Origin of the sequence: Pseudomonas fluorescens (assembly GCF_902497875.1) — a bacterium.
Classification (GTDB): domain Bacteria; phylum Pseudomonadota; class Gammaproteobacteria; order Pseudomonadales; family Pseudomonadaceae; genus Aquipseudomonas; species Aquipseudomonas fluorescens_BR.
This window is the reverse complement of record NZ_CABVHY010000021.1, coordinates 87800-105902: the sequence shown is the minus strand read 5'-3', so window position 1 is coordinate 105902 and position 18103 is coordinate 87800. Positions and strand designations below refer to the sequence as shown.

The 18103-nt window shown below is 58.3% G+C and carries 19 protein-coding genes and 1 tRNA gene; 11 read left to right on the top strand and 9 right to left on the bottom strand.

Features of this window, described 5'->3' with window-relative positions; genetic code table 11:
* The first annotated feature begins 13 nt into the window (after positions 1 to 13).
* Together F8N85_RS20915 and F8N85_RS20910 are read left to right on the top strand one after the other, a co-directional pair.
* The gene (locus tag F8N85_RS20915) at positions 14 to 2158 is read left to right on the top strand and encodes a 3-hydroxyacyl-CoA dehydrogenase NAD-binding domain-containing protein (RefSeq protein ID WP_150805424.1); all 2145 of its coding nucleotides are present in this window, start codon (positions 14 to 16) and stop codon (positions 2156 to 2158) included.
* A gap of 104 nt (positions 2159 to 2262) precedes the next feature.
* Entirely contained in the window at positions 2263 to 2997 is a 735-nt protein-coding gene (locus F8N85_RS20910) for an amidotransferase (protein ID WP_150805423.1), read from the top strand.
* 240 nt (positions 2998 to 3237) lie between these two features.
* On the opposite strand, the gene F8N85_RS20905 is transcribed toward F8N85_RS20910, so the two are convergent.
* From F8N85_RS20905 to F8N85_RS20895, 3 genes are all read right to left on the bottom strand, one after another.
* Positions 3238 to 4209 (bottom strand): magnesium and cobalt transport protein CorA, encoded by a 972-nt coding sequence (locus tag F8N85_RS20905; protein WP_150805422.1) that lies wholly within the window; start codon positions 4207 to 4209, stop codon positions 3238 to 3240.
* Positions 4210 to 4342: 133 nt separating this feature from the next.
* On the bottom strand, positions 4343 to 5065 hold the full coding sequence (locus tag F8N85_RS20900; protein ID WP_150805421.1) for a lysophospholipid acyltransferase family protein: 723 nt from the start codon (positions 5063 to 5065) through the stop codon (positions 4343 to 4345).
* Between the two features lie 214 nt (positions 5066 to 5279).
* A complete protein-coding gene (locus tag F8N85_RS20895; RefSeq protein WP_150805420.1) occupies positions 5280 to 5969 on the bottom strand; it encodes a crotonase/enoyl-CoA hydratase family protein in 690 nt (229 codons plus the stop codon).
* A 318-nt stretch (positions 5970 to 6287) separates the two neighbouring features.
* Between F8N85_RS20895 and F8N85_RS20890 the strand changes: the two genes are divergently transcribed.
* Positions 6288 to 6377: transfer RNA gene (locus F8N85_RS20890), tRNA-Ser, on the top strand.
* A 369-nt stretch (positions 6378 to 6746) separates the two neighbouring features.
* Here F8N85_RS20890 and F8N85_RS20885 read toward each other — a convergent pair.
* Together F8N85_RS20885 and F8N85_RS20880 are read right to left on the bottom strand one after the other, a co-directional pair.
* Complete coding sequence (locus tag F8N85_RS20885) at positions 6747 to 7073, bottom strand: DUF2388 domain-containing protein (RefSeq protein ID WP_150805419.1); 327 nt, start codon at positions 7071 to 7073, stop codon at positions 6747 to 6749.
* Positions 7074 to 7277: 204 nt separating this feature from the next.
* Positions 7278 to 7466 carry a hypothetical protein gene (locus tag F8N85_RS20880; protein WP_150805418.1) on the bottom strand — a complete coding sequence of 63 codons (189 nt, stop codon included), beginning with the start codon at positions 7464 to 7466 and terminating at the stop codon, positions 7278 to 7280.
* 623 nt (positions 7467 to 8089) lie between these two features.
* Here F8N85_RS20880 and F8N85_RS20875 point away from each other — a divergent pair.
* Together F8N85_RS20875 and F8N85_RS20870 are read left to right on the top strand one after the other, a co-directional pair.
* The gene (locus F8N85_RS20875; RefSeq protein ID WP_150805417.1) at positions 8090 to 8323 is read left to right on the top strand and encodes a DUF4160 domain-containing protein; all 234 of its coding nucleotides are present in this window, start codon (positions 8090 to 8092) and stop codon (positions 8321 to 8323) included.
* Positions 8324 to 8326: 3 nt separating this feature from the next.
* Positions 8327 to 8785: a DUF2442 domain-containing protein gene (locus F8N85_RS20870; RefSeq protein WP_150805416.1), complete on the top strand. Its 459-nt coding sequence runs from the start codon at positions 8327 to 8329 to the stop codon at positions 8783 to 8785.
* 224 nt (positions 8786 to 9009) lie between these two features.
* On the opposite strand, the gene F8N85_RS20865 is transcribed toward F8N85_RS20870, so the two are convergent.
* Both F8N85_RS20865 and F8N85_RS20860 read right to left on the bottom strand, forming a co-directional pair.
* Positions 9010 to 9429 carry an MAPEG family protein gene (locus F8N85_RS20865; RefSeq protein WP_150805415.1) on the bottom strand — a complete coding sequence of 140 codons (420 nt, stop codon included), beginning with the start codon at positions 9427 to 9429 and terminating at the stop codon, positions 9010 to 9012.
* Positions 9430 to 9818: 389 nt separating this feature from the next.
* Entirely contained in the window at positions 9819 to 10175 is a 357-nt protein-coding gene (locus F8N85_RS20860; RefSeq protein WP_150805414.1) for a hypothetical protein, read from the bottom strand.
* 273 nt (positions 10176 to 10448) lie between these two features.
* Here F8N85_RS20860 and F8N85_RS20855 point away from each other — a divergent pair, with 273 nt between their 5' ends.
* The 4 genes from F8N85_RS20855 (at position 10449) to F8N85_RS20840 (ending at position 12366) form a co-directional block, all read left to right on the top strand.
* Positions 10449 to 10820 carry a cupin domain-containing protein gene (locus F8N85_RS20855; protein WP_150805413.1) on the top strand — a complete coding sequence of 124 codons (372 nt, stop codon included), beginning with the start codon at positions 10449 to 10451 and terminating at the stop codon, positions 10818 to 10820.
* 221 nt (positions 10821 to 11041) lie between these two features.
* Positions 11042 to 11344, top strand: coding sequence for a hypothetical protein (locus tag F8N85_RS20850; protein WP_150805412.1), 303 nt, complete (start codon positions 11042 to 11044; stop codon positions 11342 to 11344).
* A gap of 72 nt (positions 11345 to 11416) precedes the next feature.
* Positions 11417 to 11653, top strand: a complete 237-nt coding sequence (locus F8N85_RS20845) for a hypothetical protein (RefSeq protein WP_150805411.1) — start codon at positions 11417 to 11419, stop codon at positions 11651 to 11653.
* A 287-nt stretch (positions 11654 to 11940) separates the two neighbouring features.
* Positions 11941 to 12366, top strand: a complete 426-nt coding sequence (locus F8N85_RS20840) for a hypothetical protein (RefSeq protein ID WP_150645240.1) — start codon at positions 11941 to 11943, stop codon at positions 12364 to 12366.
* A gap of 66 nt (positions 12367 to 12432) precedes the next feature.
* On the opposite strand, the gene F8N85_RS20835 is transcribed toward F8N85_RS20840, so the two are convergent.
* The gene (locus F8N85_RS20835) at positions 12433 to 14274 is read right to left on the bottom strand and encodes a glycoside hydrolase family 15 protein (RefSeq protein WP_150805410.1); all 1842 of its coding nucleotides are present in this window, start codon (positions 14272 to 14274) and stop codon (positions 12433 to 12435) included.
* A 277-nt stretch (positions 14275 to 14551) separates the two neighbouring features.
* On the opposite strand from F8N85_RS20835, the gene F8N85_RS20830 reads away from it, so the two are divergent.
* Entirely contained in the window at positions 14552 to 15724 is a 1173-nt protein-coding gene (locus F8N85_RS20830; RefSeq protein ID WP_150805409.1) for an MFS transporter, read from the top strand.
* Between the two features lie 180 nt (positions 15725 to 15904).
* Here F8N85_RS20830 and F8N85_RS20820 read toward each other — a convergent pair whose 3' ends face one another.
* Entirely contained in the window at positions 15905 to 17038 is a 1134-nt protein-coding gene (locus tag F8N85_RS20820) for a cupin-like domain-containing protein (RefSeq protein WP_150805407.1), read from the bottom strand.
* 131 nt (positions 17039 to 17169) lie between these two features.
* On the opposite strand from F8N85_RS20820, the gene F8N85_RS20815 reads away from it, so the two are divergent.
* A complete protein-coding gene (locus tag F8N85_RS20815; RefSeq protein WP_224795719.1) occupies positions 17170 to 17901 on the top strand; it encodes a thioesterase II family protein in 732 nt (243 codons plus the stop codon).
* The last annotated feature ends 202 nt before the right edge of the window (positions 17902 to 18103 follow it).

The following is an 18103-nucleotide window of genomic DNA, read 5'->3' as shown; positions in this document are numbered from 1 at the left end:
AGGAAACACTTTCATGACTGATGCCATCCGTTACGAAAAAGGTCAGGACCAGATTGTCGTCCTGACCATCGACATGCCCGGCCAGAGCGCCAATACCATGAACGCGGTCTACCGCGATGCCATGGCGGCCAGCGTTGCCCGGCTGGTTGCCGAGCAAGCGTCGATCGCCGGGGTCATCATCACCTCGGCGAAGAAAACCTTCTTTGCCGGCGGCGACCTCAATGAGCTGATCAGCGTCGGCAAAGCCCAGGCCAAGGCGTTTTACGACAGGGTGCTGACGCTCAAGGGCCAGCTGCGAACGCTGGAGACCCTGGGCAAGCCAGTGGTTGCCGCGATCAACGGTGCAGCGCTGGGCGGCGGTTGGGAGATTTGCCTGGCCTGTCATCACCGGGTCGCGCTGGACAAAAAATCGCTGCAGATCGGCTTGCCGGAAGTCACCCTCGGCCTGCTGCCGGGTGGCGGCGGGGTGGTGCGCATGGTCCGCATGCTCGGGTTGGAAAAAGCCTTGCCATACCTGCTCGAAGGCAAGAAAGTCACCCCGCAGCAAGCGCTGCAAGCCGGTTTGATCGATGAGCTGGCGGCTGACACTGATGAACTGCTGGCCAAGGCTCGGGCGTGGATCGTCGCCAATCCGGCGATCAAACAGCCCTGGGACATGAGCGGCTATCAGATCCCCGGAGGTGCCCCGTCACAGCCGAAGGTGGCGCAGACGCTGGCCATTTTACCGTCGATCCTGCGCAGTAAAACCTATGGTTGTATGCCGGCGCCGGAGAAAATCCTCTGCGCTGCGGTGGAGGGCGCTCAAGTCGATTTCGCTACCGCACAGTTGATCGAAACCCGCTATTTCACGGAACTGACCACCGGCCAGGTGGCGAAGAACATGATTGGCACCTTCTGGTTCCAGCTCAATGAAATTAATGCCGGCAGCTCACGGCCGCAAGGGTTTTCGCCCTACGTGACACGCAAGGTCGGGGTGCTCGGTGCGGGCATGATGGGGGCCGGGATTGCCTATGTCAGTGCGGTGGCCGGGATCGAGGTGGTGCTCAAGGACATCAACCTCGTCGCCGCCGAAAAAGGCAAGGCGCATTCGGCGGCGTTGCTCGACAAGAAAGTCGCTCGCGGGCAACTGACCGCCGAGCAGCGCGACGCCACCCTCGCACGAATCAGCACCACCGAGCAGGATGTCGACCTGGTCGGTTGCGACCTGATCATCGAAGCGGTGTTCGAGGATCGTGAACTCAAAGGCCGGGTCACCAGCGCTGCGCAAAAAGTGGTCGGCAGCGAGGCGGTGATCGCTTCCAACACCTCGACCTTGCCCATCAGCGGTCTCGCCACCGCGGTGCCGCAGCCGGAAAAATTCATCGGGCTGCACTTCTTCAGCCCAGTGGAAAAAATGCCCCTGGTGGAAATCATCAAGGGCGCGCGCACCAGCGATGAAACCCTGGCGCGTGGATTCGACTTCGTCCTGCAAATCCGCAAAACCCCGATTGTGGTCAACGACAGCCGGGGCTTCTTTACCTCGCGGGTGTTCGGGACCTTTACCAACGAAGGCATCGCCATGCTTGGCGAAGGCATCTGCGCACCGATGATCGAGACCGAAGCGCGCAAAGCCGGGATGCCGATTGGCCCGCTGGCGATTTCCGACGAAGTGTCGCTGAGCCTGATGAGCCATATCCGTCAGCAAACCGCCAAGGACCTGCAAGCCGAAGGTAAGCCGCTGCCGCTGCATCCGGCTTTTGCGGTGATCGATTTGCTGCTCAATGAGTACAAACGCCCAGGCAAGGCTGCCGGTGGCGGTTTCTACGACTATCCGGCCAGTGGGCAAAAGCACCTGTGGCCGGAGTTGAAAAAGCATTTCGAAAAAGCCGACGGGCAGATTTCGCCCCAAGACGTGCGTGATCGCCTGCTGTTCGTTCAGGCCATCGAAACCGTGCGCTGTGTGGAGGAGGGCGTGCTGCAATCGACGGCCGACGCCAACATCGGCTCGATTTTCGGCATTGGCTTCGCGGCCTGGACCGGCGGCGCGCTGCAGTTCATCAACCAGTATGGCTTGAAGGACTTCATTGCCCGCGCCCAGTATCTGGCTGAGCAGTATGGCGAACGTTTTGCGCCACCGGCTCTGCTGTTGGAGAAGGCTGCCCAGGATAAATTGTTCTGACGTTTTTGAGGGGTGAGTGACGCGTTCGGAGCTTGCCTTGAACCGGTATTTCAAGGCAGGCTCTGAGGTGTGCACTATCGCCTTAATTGTGTCAGGTATTTTTTATGTCGTTACGCATCTGCATTCTGGAAACCGATATCCTGCGTCCAGAACTGGTCGATCAATATCAGGGTTACGGGCAGATGTTCCAGCGCCTGTTCTCGCAGCAGCCGATCGCTGCCGAGTTCACCGTCTACAACGTGATGCAGGGCGAATACCCCGGCGATGAGCTGAGTTTCGACGCCTATCTGGTCACCGGCAGCAAAGCCGATTCCTTCGGCACCGATCCGTGGATTGAAACCCTCAAAATTTACCTGTTGGCGCGCTATGAGCGCGGCGACAAACTGCTGGGCATCTGCTTTGGCCATCAACTGCTGGCTCTACTGCTGGGCGGCAAGAGCGAGCGCGCACCCCAGGGCTGGGGTGTCGGCACCCATCACTACACAATGGCCGCGGCCGCCAAAGCGCCGTGGATGAGCCCTGTGGTCGAAGAACTGACCTTGTTGATCAGTCACCAGGACCAGGTCACCGCCTTGCCGGAAAACGCCACGGTGATCGCTTCCAGCGACTTCTGCCCGTTCGCCGCGTACCACATCAACGACCAGGTGCTGTGCTTCCAGGGCCACCCGGAGTTCATCCACGACTATTCGCGAGCGCTGCTGGAGCTTCGTCAGCAGGCCCTTGGCGAGCAGATCTATCAGAAAGGCGTGGCCAGCCTCGACCGCGAACACCACGGCGCCACCGTGGCGGAATGGATGATGCGCTTTGTGGCGCACAAGCCCGGCGCTGAGCCGGTTTAAACCGCTAAAAGCATCGTCGGAACGCCGCTCGTGTAGGAGCTGCCGCAGGCTGCGATCTTTTGATCTTGGCGATTGTGGTGTCCGCCGAAAAGATCGCAGGCTTCGCCAGCTCCTACGCCGACCGCATGCACCTGCAATATCGTGGGTGTCCGCAATTCCCATGTGGGAGCGAGCTTGCTCCGGGCGGCGTTCCGACGATGGGCTCAACCGGCTTGACCTGCAAAGCACACAATCCACAACCTACAACCACCCCGACCGCTTGAAGCTGGCCCACAACCCGACACACCCCACCGTGATAAACCCCAGCACCCCGAAATATCCGTAGTGCCAAGCCAGTTCGGGAATGTTCTGAAAGTTCATCCCATAGATCCCGGCCACCGCCGTCGGGAACGCCAGAATCGCCGCCCAGGCCGCGAACTTGCGTTGCACCACACTTTGCCGCGAAGCCTCCAGCAGCACACCGATCTCGATAGTCTGGCTGGCAATGTCCGCCAGGGTCGTCAGGTCTTCCATCTGCCGAGTGACATGAATCTGCACATCGCGGAAATATGGACGCATGTTCTTGTCAATGAACGGGAAGCTCAGCTTCTGCAATTCCTCACCGATCTCCACCATCGGCGCTGCATACCGACGCAAACGCAGCACATCGCGGCGCAGGCTGTGGAGTTTCTGGATGTCGCGCTCATTCAGTGAGCTACACATCACGTTGCTCTCCAGCTCATCGATCTCGGCATGAATCGCTTCGCCCACCGGCTGGTAGTTTTCGATGACGAAGTCGAGCAGGGCATAGAGTACGAAATCTTCCCCGTGCTCGAGCAACAGCGGTCGCGCCTCACAACGCTGTCGGACATGAGCGTAAGACTTTGATTGACCGTTGCGGGCAGTGATGATGTAGCCATTGCCGGCAAAGATATGGGTTTCGATGAACTCCAGCCTGCCCGCCGTGCGCACCGGCGAATAGGTGACGATAAACAACGCATCGCCGAAGGTTTCCAGTTTCGGTCGGCTGTGTTTTTCCAGGGCGTCTTCGATGGCCAGTTCGTGCAGGTTGAACTGCTTTTGCAGGTTGGCCAGCTCCAGGGCATTTGGTTCTTCCAGGCCAATCCAGACGAAGTGCCCGGGTTTCGCCGCCCAGGCGCTGCCTTCATCGAGGGTGATATTGGTGACTTTCTTACCGGCGCTGTAAACCGCAGCAGCAACGACTCTACCCATAATTCTTGTTCGCTTCTTCGTGGCCAATGGCAGTGACAGGCATGGTGCATGCCTAGCCTGCTCTGTCTGATCAGAGTCAGCAACATCGGCGCGGTTCACCGACAAAAAAAAGCCCGCGCGAGGCGGGCGGGGTTCAGGCCGGTTGCAGCTGCCGATCCATTGATTCGATGCACTCGCGCATTTGCTCGCGGCACTGGGCGATCAGCATCGGCATATCGTCCAGGCTCAACCCTGCGGTGGGAATCGCCGGCAGCGAGCGGATCAGGATCCTGCCACTGCGCCAACAGTTCAGGCGCATATGTTTGATATAGCTGCTGACGCACACCGGAACGATCGGCACACCCGCGGCAATCGCCATCTGGAATGCGCCTTTCTTGAACGGCAACAACTCTTCGCCGAGGTTGCGCGTGCCTTCCGGGAAGACCCAGATCGAGGTGTCCTTGTGCCGCAAGGTGTGGGTGGTGGTCAGCATCGCCTGGCGAGCCTTGTGCGCATTGCCCCGGTCAATCAACACGTTGCCGGCGAGCCAGAACAACTGCCCGAACAACGGCACCCATTTCAGGCTCTTCTTGCCGATGCACACCGTGCGCCGTGGCACCACATTGCCGAGCACGAACAAATCATAGTTGGACTGGTGGTTGGCAATGATCACGCAACCTGGAGCTTTGTCCATCAATGTCCCGACCTCGGCTTTCACCCGCAGGCGCAAGATACACATGGCCGGCCAGGCATAGAGGCGGGCGCATAAACGGCTGTTGTCCGGATTGAACGGTCGGCACAGTCCGAGCGCTACCCCGAGCATACCCGCCGCCATAAAGTGCAAGCCCATCAACAACATGCGAAACAGATAAAGCATTTACGAGCCCGCCGGGACAAAAGGTGGCGCAGTGTACGGATGTGCACTGTTTTCGGCAATTACCTGTATAGAAGCGGGAGATAGCCGATGTTTGAGCGCATGTTTCCAATTTGTCGTGTCAGTGCGATCTAGAGCGGCTGTAAGGGTTTTCAAAGAACACCCAAGAAAAAGCCCGACTCGATGGTCGGGCTTTTCTCGGTGTGGCTTCAGGTGGTTAAACCAAATGCTCCTGGTCCTGGATGATCGCGTTGTCCAGGGTCTCCAGCAGTGCCTTGCGCACTTTCAGCTTGGTGTTCTTGTGGGCGGTCATGTTGATCTTCTTCAACTGATGCGCGGCAGCCAATGCGGCGCCTTGCAGCTCCTCGGGAGCAACCACCTTGTCGAGGAACCCGGCATCCACCGCACCTTGCGGGTCAAACATCTCGGCGTTGATCACCGAGCGATGGAACGCCGACTTGCGCAGACGATCACGGGCCAGCTCGATGCCAGCGTGGTGCATGGTCATGCCGATCTGAACTTCGTTCAAGCCGATGCTGAACGGGCCTTCGACGCCAATCCGGTAATCCACCGACAACAGCAGGAATGCACCTTTGGCCACCGCATGCCCGGGGCAAGCAACGATCACCGGGAACGGGTGCGACAACAGGCGACGGGCCAGAGTCGATCCCGCCGTCACCAGGCTCACCGCTTCCTTGGGCCCGGAGGTCATCACCTTCAAATCATAACCGCCCGACAGAATCCCCGGCTGACCGGTAATGATCACCACCGCGCGATCCTTCACCGCCTGATCCAGCGCAGTATTGAATGCAGCAATCACGTCCGGGGAAATGGCATTGACCTTGCCATTGCTCAAGGTCAGGGTCGCGATACCGTCTTCGAGGTGGTAAGAAATCAACTCACTCATGACGCTATTCCTTGTAATAAAGTGGGGTAGACGTTACCCACCGTGACAAGCCAGGTAAAGCGCCGTGACTGACTGACGAGTCAGCCTTTACCCGCCCGACAGGCGTAGCCGGCCATGCTGGCGCCGCGTTGCCCTCTATATAGAAGCGCAGGCAAGGCCAGAGATTGGCCGGTTTGCCATGGCCCGATACCGCGGCCAATCGCTTCCACCGAGATAAATCTCTAAGCGCATGAAAATTCTGAAAAAAATATTTGCCATTGGAAAAGCTTTCGACTACATTAGCGCGCCTCGACAGACAGAACATGTTTGACGAGATACGGTGAAGTGTCCGAGTGGCTTAAGGAGCACGCCTGGAAAGTGTGTATACAAGAAATTGTATCGAGAGTTCGAATCTCTCCTTCACCGCCAAATTTGCTACAAGCCAAACCCCTGATTTTCCTAGCGGAAGTCGGGGGTTTTGCGTTTCAGGGTAGTAGGTTTAGGACCATTTCAGGACCATTTCAGGACCATTTCAGGACCATTTCAGGGCCAAAACAGGGTTTCCATGCCGCTCCAGGACTTTAAGCCGTTCTGTGGCTCATTCGATTGAAAGCCCGTCATCAGGCCCAAAGCCCATCATCTGCAGGGATAGGGGCCTTCATATTACTGAAGGCAGCTGACGCCATGGGGCACGCTGACCTCATCAGCAGTGACGAATGGCGAAAGCTCTTCCAGCAGGCAGGCGTTGCTCTTGCCAGTACGGCTGAGTGCATGGGCGGTGCTGGGTAGCGCCAAGCGTTAAAAGGACGCAGCGATTGCCCCGGCCAGTTGATCGTCTGGCATGTGGGGAGGGCTATAAGTCGCGCGGTAGAAACGAACCGCCTGCTCAAATTGAGCGCCCCGGATTTCGCCGCCTGAGCCAATGAAGGCGAGCGCGTCACCTTTGGCAGGTGCGAAATAGGAACCAGGGTTTGTCGTAAAGTCAGCAGCTAAAGAAGTGAAGACTGTTGGTCCTGTCGTGGTCCAAAACATCGCACGATCCCACGGGTTTTTTATCTCTCCCGCCACTGAAGGTTGGATGAGCGTGCTTAAAAGTGTGAGGGCGACAACTTTGCAGAAATCCATTTCGTTGTTGTTCCTGTGACCAAGGTTTTGATACAGGCCGCAAGATAGCAGGGTGAAGGCTTCACGAGGCAGAATGAAGCCGGGTGCTGGGCCGGGCTTCGGAAATTCATGCGTTAAGCCGCTTTGACTTCTATCCAGTGATTCTCGCCCAAAGCGAACACCGCGCCCCTTCCAGTCTTTGCGCTTATCGGAACCTCGAAAGGGCTAGCCGGCCATTGCAATTCTTAGCGCTACTGCAGCCTCAAGAAGCTTTTGCGCCTGGAACGAGACCTCCGCAGCCAAGCCATCATTCCCAGCGTCTTTAAGCATTGCGGCCAAATCGAGCAGCTTCCCTACCTCGATTTCAATGGTACGAACGGATTCCGCTATCTGGTAGTGAAGTGAGTGCGCCATACCTATCAATCCTCGAGCCAGAGGCTAAAGATCCCCGCCGTGCCAGATGAGCAGACGCCAGGCCGTTAAGCCCCAGGAGACAGCCAAGTGTTGAGAGTCAATACCCTGTACACCTGACCCAAGACTCACAGGCCGGCTTTGAATGGAGGTGTTGGAGATGGTGATTGCCGGGAGTAAAGCAAAGTCCCCAAAAATCGCATCCTCCAGCGGCTTTTATTTTCGCCTCAATCCTTTAATGTCGGGCGAGCATGGCTGCGAGATTACCAGTGATGTGTCGGTGATTCACTACTGCTATGGGAAGCGTGTTCGGTCGGCAGGGCACCGTAGAGAGGAAGTGCGACAGTACTGTCAAAGTGACCTCGGAGTAGGGACTGGCTGGCGCTAAAGCCAGGACCGTTCGCAGGATTTTACAGGCCGCTCCAGGACGATAGCGAGAGCGCGCCCCTCAGTTTACGTGGTCTACAGCGGTGCAAGGGACCAACCTTAAGGGGGCGAATCCCTCCGTCACCGCCATATTCGATTTACACAAAACCCCTGGTTTCGAAAGAAATCAGGAGTTTTGTGGTTTATGCGTTTTTAAAAAGTCAGTTGTGCTAGGGAAAAAATTTCTCTAGCATCCCGCTATGGCTACCGTTCATAGCGAACGAAACTGGAAAATAAAAATCTACCCCGACGACCATGCGCCGCCGCACTTTCACGTGCAAACGCCAGATGGGGAATCGTTGGTTCAGATAGAAGGGCTCGTGGTTTTAGGCAAAGGTGCTGAAACCAAGGCCTTGAAAGCAGCCCTGCTTTGGGCAAGAGCTCATACCGCCGATCTCTGGCGTGTATGGAATGAGCAAAACCGGAGGTACTGACTAATGACCAGCAAGCTTCGCATTTCTGCTGTGCAACCAGTTGCCGGCAAACATGCCCTTAACATCGAGTGGAACAACGGCAAGCGGCATACCGTTGATGTCACCGAACACATCAAGACGTTTCCTGTGCTCGAGCCGTTGCAAGACCTGAGGTTGTTCAGCCAGGTCGCGGTAGGCGAGTGGGGATTCGACGTGACGTGGGGTGATGACATCGAGCTCTCCGCCACGACACTGCATCGCATGGCCCTGGAGCAATCTGGAGAGGTCATGCCGACCCGTGATTTCAAACGCTGGATGCTGAGTAACAATCTCTCGTTATCGGCAGCGGCTATTGAGCTAGGGTTCACTCGCCGAACGATTACCGCCTATAGCAGCGGAGCAGCATTAATCCCAAAGCATGTGGGGTTGGCGTGTAAGGGGTGGGAGTACGAGCACAAGGAGCGCAGGGAGAATTGCGTTTAGGTTACGCCGTGGAATCACAAGAAGGGGAAGACTTGAAATCTTCCCCTTTTGTTTGTCAGTCAGAAAGGCGATCCGTAAATCGATTGTTCTTTCAAGACGGCAGTGCATCCAAACGCCGCCCAATGACATCAAGCACATCACACCCTTTTTTGCTTCCGTCGAACGTTGAAAAAAGCGGATTACTATGTAGAGGTTAAATAAATCTGAAAATCATCTGGCCGGCCTCAGCCGACCATTGTTCTCCATAGCTGAATGACCCAGTAGACGGCGATTGCCAGCTGAATGGCAAAGCACCCGAAACGCGCATTAACTGCCAGAACACTGGGCGAGGCCAGGTGCAGGATCGACTGCGCAATGCGAGCAGTCAGCAGGGCATAAGCCAGTGGATCTGTAATTGAAGTCAGGTCGATGGCAAGGGCCAAGAGCAGCAGACCGCCGAACAGGGGCAGGCCTTCGACACAATTGGCATGCGTGCGCGCCAGGCGTTGCATGAAGGGTGAAAGATTGGAGTTGTCTGGCTTGAACTCGTTTGCGGGGATTCGCTTCAAGACAACGAGTCGACCGCGCAGCAGTTCCATGAGAATCAGCAGAACCAATGTCCATCCGATAAAACCGGTCAAGGCGATCGCAGTAGAGCTTGTCATAGGCATTACATCCTCTCGGCGCTACCGGGTTGGAGCGCTGTGTCATGCACCAGAGTAGGCGTAAAACATTTCTGCAACGAACCAGAGGTGATACCTCAAAAGGTCGCTGACCGGGCAGATTGCAAACGGGTAGAGGCAGGGAAAACGAAAACAAAAAGCCCGCACATGGCGGGCTTCGGATAGTGAGTGGTCACATCCCTGTGACTGACTTCAATGTGCCAGTCCGGTGTGACGAGAGTATGACAAGATTCCGAAGAGGTATCTGCGGCGTGTTGACCCGCGTGTTGTTGAACATGAGGTTGTTCTATCTGTTTCGCTGGTGGTTCTGAGAGGTGTTCAGGTTTGAAGTACGCCGCACCACCGCGGTGGTGCGGCGTACTTGAGCGTTACTAATGGTGGACTCGCCGGGAAATTTCTTCATAGGTCGTGCTGTCAACGGCAGCCAGCAGCTTTCTGCCGTCCTTGAGTGTCCCGACAAATGTCACTTCGGTTTCCTTGCCCGCCAGCATGAACCCGGCGATGGCTCCTATGGGGCCGAGCAACATGGCACCGGCTATGCCGAAACCTATGGCGTCCTTGACGTTGTTTATGGATTCCTCATTGGCAACTTCCAGCGTTTTAAACGCTGTCAGGGGGAGAGTGATGCCGGGCCATCGATTGAGAGAGGTCCTGAGGGTGAAAACACCATTTTGATAATCTCCATCACCCTGCAGAAAGTCCCCCGCCAAGACTGTGATGTCTGCCATTTGGATCTTCCCTTGGTGGCAATCGGTGAACAACCATTGCGCGCCCACTGCGGGCGGACGTCAATATTGCGGCGATGAAATGCAACGCCGCCATTGGTGCTTTTTTCCGGGATCGCGCTCGTTTAGCGGTCAGTTGCCAATCCTCGGGTTTCCACCATTAAAGGACTAGAATTACTGGATGCATCAATGAAGTGCGATGCCGATGGTCTGCTGGCAGCCTGATGCCATTTGCGTTGCTACAGACTTTCCAGCCACTCATTCGAGGGCTATTTCATGTCTACTTACGAGCAAGTGATCGAGCATAAGTCCTTCTCGGAACCCGACGAAACGCGCGAATTTTCTCACGGGAAAGCTGAAATCCTCAGAATTGGTCATTCAGAGGTGGGGCGTTTCACCTTCAGACCCGGGTGGCGCTGGACCAATGACATCCAGCCGCTGGCCCAGACACCTACTTGTCAGGCGCCGCACTTCCAGTATCACGTCGCTGGCAAACTGGCGATTCTTATGGATGACGGCACTGAGATCATCGCCGGGCCGGGAGACATCACCTCTCTGCCGGCAGGCCACGATGCCTGGGTGGTTGGTGACGAAGCAGTGGTGGTGGTCGACTGGTTTGGCGCCAGTAACTATGCCCGCAAGGCTTGAAAACGCTGAGGGCGTTTGGCTGAAACAGCTGTAATTCTGTTTCAGGACGGAGTCAGTTCCAATAGGCTCAGAAGCCAGGCTGACCGACCGACAAGGTGACCGGGATTTTGCAGGAACACCTGCTGGCGCAACTCGTCGTTACGCTATGGCTGGTGGCGCGTAATGGGGGTAGGTTGGAGTCTTGATCAGTACATGAAAGCGCAAGCTTTCAAGGTGGGCCCATGTCTCTTTATGTCGTGACCAGCGTTCGCAGGAATGAGGCCGGGATTGTCGAATACCTCAAGTGGGCTCCCTATAGCGGAGATGAACCTCACCAGAGTGGCAGCGAAGAGGTTGTGCCAGTTTCGGTAGTAGTGGCTTCCATTGATGACGGCGACATCATCGATACGCTCTTTATTGCCGAGGGCCAGCAGGTCCATGGCGGTCGGCTGGTTCTCAAGGCGCTCCCGGATGGCCACGTGACCGTCGAAGTTGAAGAGCATGGTGGCTCGGGTAGATCCATCAAGGACTTACCTGACTTTTAACGATCGTGCACCCAAGTAGCGTGACGCGACCGGGTGTACCTACGAGACTTGAACTTCAGAAGGATGCGGGTGATGACTGAACGCCATGTGGATCATCGGGAAACGCTCTCCAATGGCTGCAGGATCGAAGTGAAAGCGCAGATATTGAAGGATGGTTCCCTGCTGCTGCTGGTGAATGTTCACGCGCCGAACGGAAAAGCCATCGTCGAGGACTACGCACCCGAGCTGCACAATCTGGACATGGAGGCCGCTATGGATTTGGCGATAGGCATTGCCAGAAGCATCGGTAATGGCCAAAGAACGCTGTAGCGGTCGGATGTGTTCCGACCCTCTGTGTGCCTGCGGTTTTCTCATCTGCGCGACATTTCTTTCACGAATTATTCACAAGCGGCTGCGTAGGCTTAAACCATCCGTTAAAAAGCAAATCCATTAAGCCCGTTCCCCAGCGGGCTTTTTTTTGCCTGCGTGAAAACTCTTTCCTTAAAAGATGTCCAATCCCCTGCATCTCACAGGGATCTAGCAGGGTCAGGTGCGTAACTTGCTATCATCCAGCATTCTCCCACCTACAATATCCAGCATTTTTTGAGGTTCTCATCATGCGTTTAACATTGCCCACAATGGTTCTTGGGCTTTTGGTCGCTCAGGGTGCAATGGCGGCAGGCGATGGTACAGCCGCGGTTGGCGGCGGTCTTGGTGGTGCGTTAGGGAACGTGGTGGGCCAGCAGCTCGGTGGCAGCACCGGTGCAGCGATTGGCGCCGGTGTTGGCGGCGCAGCGGGGAGTGCCGTGGGCGCTCGCAAGGGCAGCCGGACCGAAGCCGCGATTGGCGGTGGTATCGGCTCGGCGGGCGGTTCGGTAATCGGTAACAAACTCGGTGGTTCCACCGGTTCCACCATCGGTGCCGGCCTCGGCGGCGCGGCGGGTGGTGCAGTGGGTAGCAACCTGGCGAATGATAATGACAGTCATTCCAGCGGCCGAAAGCACAAGCACGGCCACAAGCGTAAGCACCACAAACACGACTGATTCCTGATCAGTTGATGTCCTTGAAGCCCGGCCCAGTGCCGGGCTTTTCGTTTTTGGTCCAGACCCTTATGGCTGCCAAAGAGTTTTCTCTCGACTCAACCTGCGATCGAGAAAACTCGCCGCGCTGATCAGCGCCAGGTGGGTCAGCGCTTGCGGGGTATTGCCCAGATGCCGGGCATGGCTGTCGAACTCTTCGGCGTAGAGCCCGAGCGGGTTGGCGTAGCGCAGCAGTTGTTCGAATTCCAGGTGGGCTTTTTCCACCTGGCCGGCGCGGGCCAGGCATTCCACGTACCAGAAGGAACAGGCGGCGAAGGCGCCTTCGGTGCCTGGCAAGCCGTCGATCTGGCTGTCGTCATTGTGGTAGCGATAGACCATGCCAGCGCGCACCAGGCTTTTCTCGATGGCGTGCAGGGTCGATAACCAGCGTGGATCGGTGGCGGCGACGAAGCGCACCAGAGGCATCAACAGCATCGAGCCGTCGAGGCTGGTACTGCCGATGTGCTGGACGAAATGCCCGCGTTCCTCGTTCCAGAAATTGCTCCAGATGTCCTCGTAGATCGCTTGTCGGGTCTGGTCCCAGCGGGCGAATGGCGCGGGCAGGGAGCGTTTGGAGGCCAGGCGGATGGCGCGGTCGACGGCGACCCAGCACATCAGCCGGGAATGCAGAAAGTGATGCTGTTCGCCGCGCATTTCCCAGATGCCAACATCCTTCTGCTGCCAGGCTTCACACACCTGATCGACCACCTCTCGAGTGTGCCGCCAGCCTTCATGGGAGATGGCTTCGCCGTACTTGTTGACCAGGTAGACGGCGTCCATCAGCTCGCCGAAAATATCCAGCTGGATCTGCTCGTACGCCTGGTTGCCGATGCGCACCGGCGCTGCATTGCCGTGGCCGGACAGGTGCGACAACTCGATTTCCGGCAACTCCTGGCGCCCGTCGATAGCGTACAGAATGTTCAGTTTCATCGACTTGCCGCTGCAATCGCTGACCCGTCCGCGCAGCCAGCGCATATAGGCATTGGCCTCGTCGACGAAGCCCAGGCGCATGAAGGCGTAGACGGTGAACGAGGCGTCGCGGATCCAGGTGTAGCGGTAATCCCAGTTGCGTTCGCCACCCGGGGTTTCCGGCAGGCCGAAGGTGGCGGCGGCGAGGATTGCCCCGTGTTTGCGCGAGGTCAGCAGCTTCAGCGCCAGCGCCGAACGGTTGACCATTTCTCGCCAGCGGCCGCGGTAGCTGGAGCGGCCGATCCAGTCGCGCCAGAACTTCAGGGTGCGCTCCAGGCACAGCTCGCTGCACCCCGTTTGTACCCGCGGGTCGTCGCTCCCGCCGAGAATGAATTCGGCGCTCTGGTCCAGTTCGAGCACGAATTCAGCGTTGGCGGCGTGCTCATCGATCTGCAGCGAGTGGCTTGAAACCAGACGTAAACCGGGTTGAGCGGGCGCCTCGAAGCAGACATCCGGACCTTCCATTCGCGCCTTGGTACGCGTGCGGGCGTAATCGTGGCGTACCGCGCAATGCATACGAATGCTGGCTGTGCCGCTGACCACTCGCACCCGGCGGATCAACAACGGCAAGTCATCCTCACTGTCGCCAATGGTCAGCAGATCGGTGACTTCGACCACGGCACGTTCACTCAGCCAGCGGGTTTGCAGCACGTTGGTGTCGGGCAGATAAATCTGTTCACGTCGGGCATCGGGTAGATCCGGCGCCAGTTGGAAAATTCCGGCGGCCGGGGAGTCGAGCAGGGAACAGAAAATCGATGGGCTATCGAATTCCGGCCAGCAAAAGAAGTCGATGCTGCCCTTGTCGTTCACCAGCGCCGCGCTGCGCATGTCGCCGATGATGCCGTGGGCGTCGATCAGACTCTGTCGTTCGGTGCTTTGTCGTTCTGAATGAGGGGCAGCCATTGCCATGGAACTCCGGATAGAGGGCCTAATTAGCTGACTGATGGGTGGGGATAGAGTTCAGGGGACGGTGGTTGATTTGACCTGAAGTCGCGTGAAGCCGAAAAGATCGCAGCCTGCGGCAGCTCCGCCGACCGCGTACACCCGCATGCTCAGGGTAAACCCTAATCCCGTAGGAGCTGCCGCAGGTTCGGGCCGCGTTCGGACGATCTTTTGATCTTTGCTTCTGCTCAATTGCGGTTTGTGGCAAGTTGCAGTCCCCTGATGAGGCTGGAACCAGATGGCAAACCCCTATCGCGAGTTATTCAACGCCCCCGGCGCCAGAGCCTTTGTGTTGGCGGGGATGATCGCGCGGATGCCGATCTCCATGACCGGCATCGGGCTGATCACCATGCTCGCGCAATTGCAGGGTGGTTACGCGCTCGCGGGGGCGGTGGCAGCCACCTTTGCCCTGGCCACGGCGCTGTGTGCGCCGCAGGTGTCGCGCATGGTCGATCGATTCGGCCAGGGGCGGGTGCTGCCGGTGTCGGCGCTGGTCGGTGGTGGGGCGTTGTTGATGGTGTTGCTCTGCACCCGCTTGCAGGCGCCGAACTGGACGTTGTTCGTTTTTGCCGCGCTGGCCGGGTGCATGCCGAGCATGTCGGCGATGGTCCGAGCCCGCTGGACCGAGTTGTATCGCGGCCAGCCGCAGTTGCAGACGGCCTATGCGCTGGAGTCGGTGCTGGACGAGGTGTGTTTTATCGTTGGCCCGCCGTTGTCGGTGGGGTTGTGCGTGGTGGCGTTTCCCGAGGCGGGTCCGCTGGCGGCGTTGTTGATGCTGGCGGTCGGCGTGACGGCGTTCGTCTTGCAACGTGGAACCGAGCCGCCGGTACATCCGCATGAGGATCATGACCGTGGTTCGATCATTCGTTCGGGGGCGATTCGTCTGTTGTGCCTGTTGATGGTGGCCCTGGGCACTATCGTCGGTGTGGTTGATGTGGTCAGCGTGGCTTTTGCCCAGCAGCAGGGCCAGCCGGCGGCCGCGAGTATCGTGCTGTCGGTGTACGCCATCGGTTCGTGTCTGGCCGGGCTGGCCTTTGGTGCGTTGAAACTGGACATCCCGTTGCCGCGGCTGTTTCTGTATGGGGGCGTCGCTACGGCGGTGACCACGCTGCCGCTGCTGTTGGCCAGCGATATCTTTGGCCTGTCGATGGCGGTGTTCGTCTCCGGACTGTTTTTTGCTCCGACCTTGATCGTGGCCATGGCCCTGGTGGAAAACCTGGTGCCGCCGGCCAAGCTCACTGAAGGCCTGACCTGGCTGGTCACGGGCTTGAGCATCGGCGTGGCGATCGGCGCGGCCAGCTCGGGCTGGCTGGTGGATGCCTTCGGCGCCCGCAGCGGGTTCTGGGTGGCGCTGGCGGCGGGGGTCGTGGTGTTGGGTGCGGCGATTCAGAGCTTTCGGCGCCTGGGTTGAGCGGTCGACGCTTGTCCCGGTGGGATTGGGCTTGCCCTGATGCCGAATGACCCTGTGGGAGCGGGCTTGCCCGCGAAGAAGCCACCTCGGTCTGTCAGGCGGACCGCATTATCGTTCTTCGCGGGCAAGCCCGCTCCCACAGGGTCCGCGTCCGGCGAAATTTGGAGAAAGAATGCCCATTTACCATCCACGTCCCGAATTCACCCAGAAATTCACCGACAGGGAGGTCGTTACCGATTCGACCTGATGGAACCAGCCCTCGGGCAGAAACAGCAGATCGCCGGCCTGCAGGGTCACCCGCAGGAAGGTCACCTCGCGGGAAGCAGGGAAGCGCTGATAGTCGGGTGCATCCGGGTTGACCTCACAGCCATCGAGCCCGCCCTCGGGGGACGTCGACCAGGTGCCGAGTGCCTCGCGATGGTGGGGGGCGGCGAGGGTGAAGGTTTTCTGGCCCCAGACCTGGGCAAATAGATTGTCGGTGTCATCGCGGTGCAGCGGGGTCAGGGTGCCTTTCGGGCCGATCCAGATCCGCGGGGCAATGAACAGCGCCTGTTCGAAGTAGGGTGGGTAGTTGATCTGCTCCATCAGTTGCGCTGGCAGGATGTTGTTGCCCATATAGGCCGGCGGTTCGCCATTCGCGCCTTTAACTGCCGGAGTCTCCAGCGAGGCGATGAAGTCGACCATGGAGGTCGAGCGAAAGTCGCGTTCGGTGGAAAAGGTTTTTTTCACGTAGTCGCCATGGCGAGTGATGCCTTGCAACTCGGCGAAATGCACCAGCGACTCTTCGCGACTCAGTTTGAACAGCGGCCAGTCCTGCAAGGCATCGCTGATCACCAGCGGGATACCGTAGGGCAGGTAGCGCTGTTGGAACTCGCTGACCGTCACTTCACTGCGCGGCCGGCGTTCCACCCTGTGTTGGATCGGCAGGCTGGCGGAAATTTTTTCGCTGAAGCGCGGCGGGGTCGGATAGCGTTTGTTCATGTCGACTTTCTCGGCCTTGCCACCGCCCTGGCGTGCGTGGTCGATGATCTGCGGCAGCATCGTTGCCAGGCCCATGTTGCCGCCGATCTTCAGCCGACCGCTGGCGAACAGTTCCTCGACATTGGCCACCCCACCCATGATTCCCAGAAAGTCCTTTTCCGCTACCTCGATGGTGACGTCGGGATTGGCGTGGTGGCCGGCTTCAGTGCGGCTTTGTGCCTTGACCTCGGACCAGAACGCCAGTTGCGGCGCGAACACGAACTGAAAGACGCCTTCAATGCCAACCGCGCCGGCATTGGCAAACAGCTTTGACAGGATGGTCTGCAGGTCCACGACGATGCCTCTTGTTGGTTTTGGTCTGAACAGGGAACGAGCGCTCTGTCGGGAAATTTATGGTCTTGCGACTAATTCGCCGGGCCTGTCGTCCGTTCCCTTTTTACAGACAACTTAATGAGGTAACCGCGGTGACCAAGCTGACACTGCTGTGCCTGCCGTATTCCGGGGCCAGCGCCATGGTCTACAGCCGCTGGCGGAGCAAGCTGCCGCAGTGGCTGCAATTGCAACCGGTGGAGCTGCCGGGACGCGGCGCACGTTTTGACGAAACCTTGCAGACCGACATGCGCACCCTGGCGCTGCAACTGGCCAAAGAATGCATGCCTACGCTGAGGGCACCGTATGCCTTGTTCGGTCACAGCCTGGGTGCCTTGCTGGCCTGTGAGATGGCCCATGCCCTGCGGGCGCTGGGGTGTCCGGAGCCGGTGGCGTTGTTTGCGTCGGGTACCGCGGCGCCGACTCAGCGCGCGGAATACGATCGAGAGCTGTCGGTGCGCAAAACCGATGCACAGTTGATCGAGCAGTTGCGCACCCTTGAGGGCACCAGCGAAGAAGTACTGGCCAATGAAGAACTGATGAGTCTGACTTTGCCGGTGCTGCGCGCCGACTTTCTGTTGTGTTCAAGTTTCAATCCGGCACCCCGACCGCTGCTCAAATGCCCGGTGCACGTGCTCGGCGGCACCACGGACCGGGCCAGCACCGAACAACTGATTGGCTGGCGCAAGGAAACCCAGGGCAGTTTTTCGGTAGACATGCTGGCCGGTGGGCACTTCTTCATCCACGAGCATGAGGCCAAGGTCCTGCTGATGATCAAGAGTCACCTGGAAATCCATCACCGGCGCCATTTCCAGGTGGCTGTTTAAAGGTGCGGCAACCCCAACTGTTGTGACCGGCGCAATACCTGTGGGAGCGAGCTTGCTCGCGATGAAGGCGATGCGGTCTTTCAGGTGCAGCGCGTTTTCGTTCATCGCGAGCAGGCTCGCTCCCACAGTGGATCTGTGTCGAGCCTGGCTGATGTGATTGGCCCATAAAAAAGCTGGTGGATGTGACCGCCCACATGCCCTG

Coding starts and splice junctions, on each gene's coding strand:
- F8N85_RS20915 (WP_150805424.1), top strand. CDS start 14: ATGACTGATGCCATCCGTTACGAAAAAGGTCAGGACCAGATTGTCGTC.
- F8N85_RS20910 (WP_150805423.1), top strand. CDS start 2,263: ATGTCGTTACGCATCTGCATTCTGGAAACCGATATCCTGCGTCCAGAA.
- F8N85_RS20905 (WP_150805422.1), bottom strand. CDS start 4,209: ATGGGTAGAGTCGTTGCTGCTGCGGTTTACAGCGCCGGTAAGAAAGTC.
- F8N85_RS20900 (WP_150805421.1), bottom strand. CDS start 5,065: ATGCTTTATCTGTTTCGCATGTTGTTGATGGGCTTGCACTTTATGGCG.
- F8N85_RS20895 (WP_150805420.1), bottom strand. CDS start 5,969: ATGAGTGAGTTGATTTCTTACCACCTCGAAGACGGTATCGCGACCCTG.
- F8N85_RS20885 (WP_150805419.1), bottom strand. CDS start 7,073: ATGGATTTCTGCAAAGTTGTCGCCCTCACACTTTTAAGCACGCTCATC.
- F8N85_RS20880 (WP_150805418.1), bottom strand. CDS start 7,466: ATGGCGCACTCACTTCACTACCAGATAGCGGAATCCGTTCGTACCATT.
- F8N85_RS20875 (WP_150805417.1), top strand. CDS start 8,090: ATGGCTACCGTTCATAGCGAACGAAACTGGAAAATAAAAATCTACCCC.
- F8N85_RS20870 (WP_150805416.1), top strand. CDS start 8,327: ATGACCAGCAAGCTTCGCATTTCTGCTGTGCAACCAGTTGCCGGCAAA.
- F8N85_RS20865 (WP_150805415.1), bottom strand. CDS start 9,429: ATGACAAGCTCTACTGCGATCGCCTTGACCGGTTTTATCGGATGGACA.
- F8N85_RS20860 (WP_150805414.1), bottom strand. CDS start 10,175: ATGGCAGACATCACAGTCTTGGCGGGGGACTTTCTGCAGGGTGATGGA.
- F8N85_RS20855 (WP_150805413.1), top strand. CDS start 10,449: ATGTCTACTTACGAGCAAGTGATCGAGCATAAGTCCTTCTCGGAACCC.
- F8N85_RS20850 (WP_150805412.1), top strand. CDS start 11,042: ATGTCTCTTTATGTCGTGACCAGCGTTCGCAGGAATGAGGCCGGGATT.
- F8N85_RS20845 (WP_150805411.1), top strand. CDS start 11,417: ATGACTGAACGCCATGTGGATCATCGGGAAACGCTCTCCAATGGCTGC.
- F8N85_RS20840 (WP_150645240.1), top strand. CDS start 11,941: ATGCGTTTAACATTGCCCACAATGGTTCTTGGGCTTTTGGTCGCTCAG.
- F8N85_RS20835 (WP_150805410.1), bottom strand. CDS start 14,274: ATGGCTGCCCCTCATTCAGAACGACAAAGCACCGAACGACAGAGTCTG.
- F8N85_RS20830 (WP_150805409.1), top strand. CDS start 14,552: ATGGCAAACCCCTATCGCGAGTTATTCAACGCCCCCGGCGCCAGAGCC.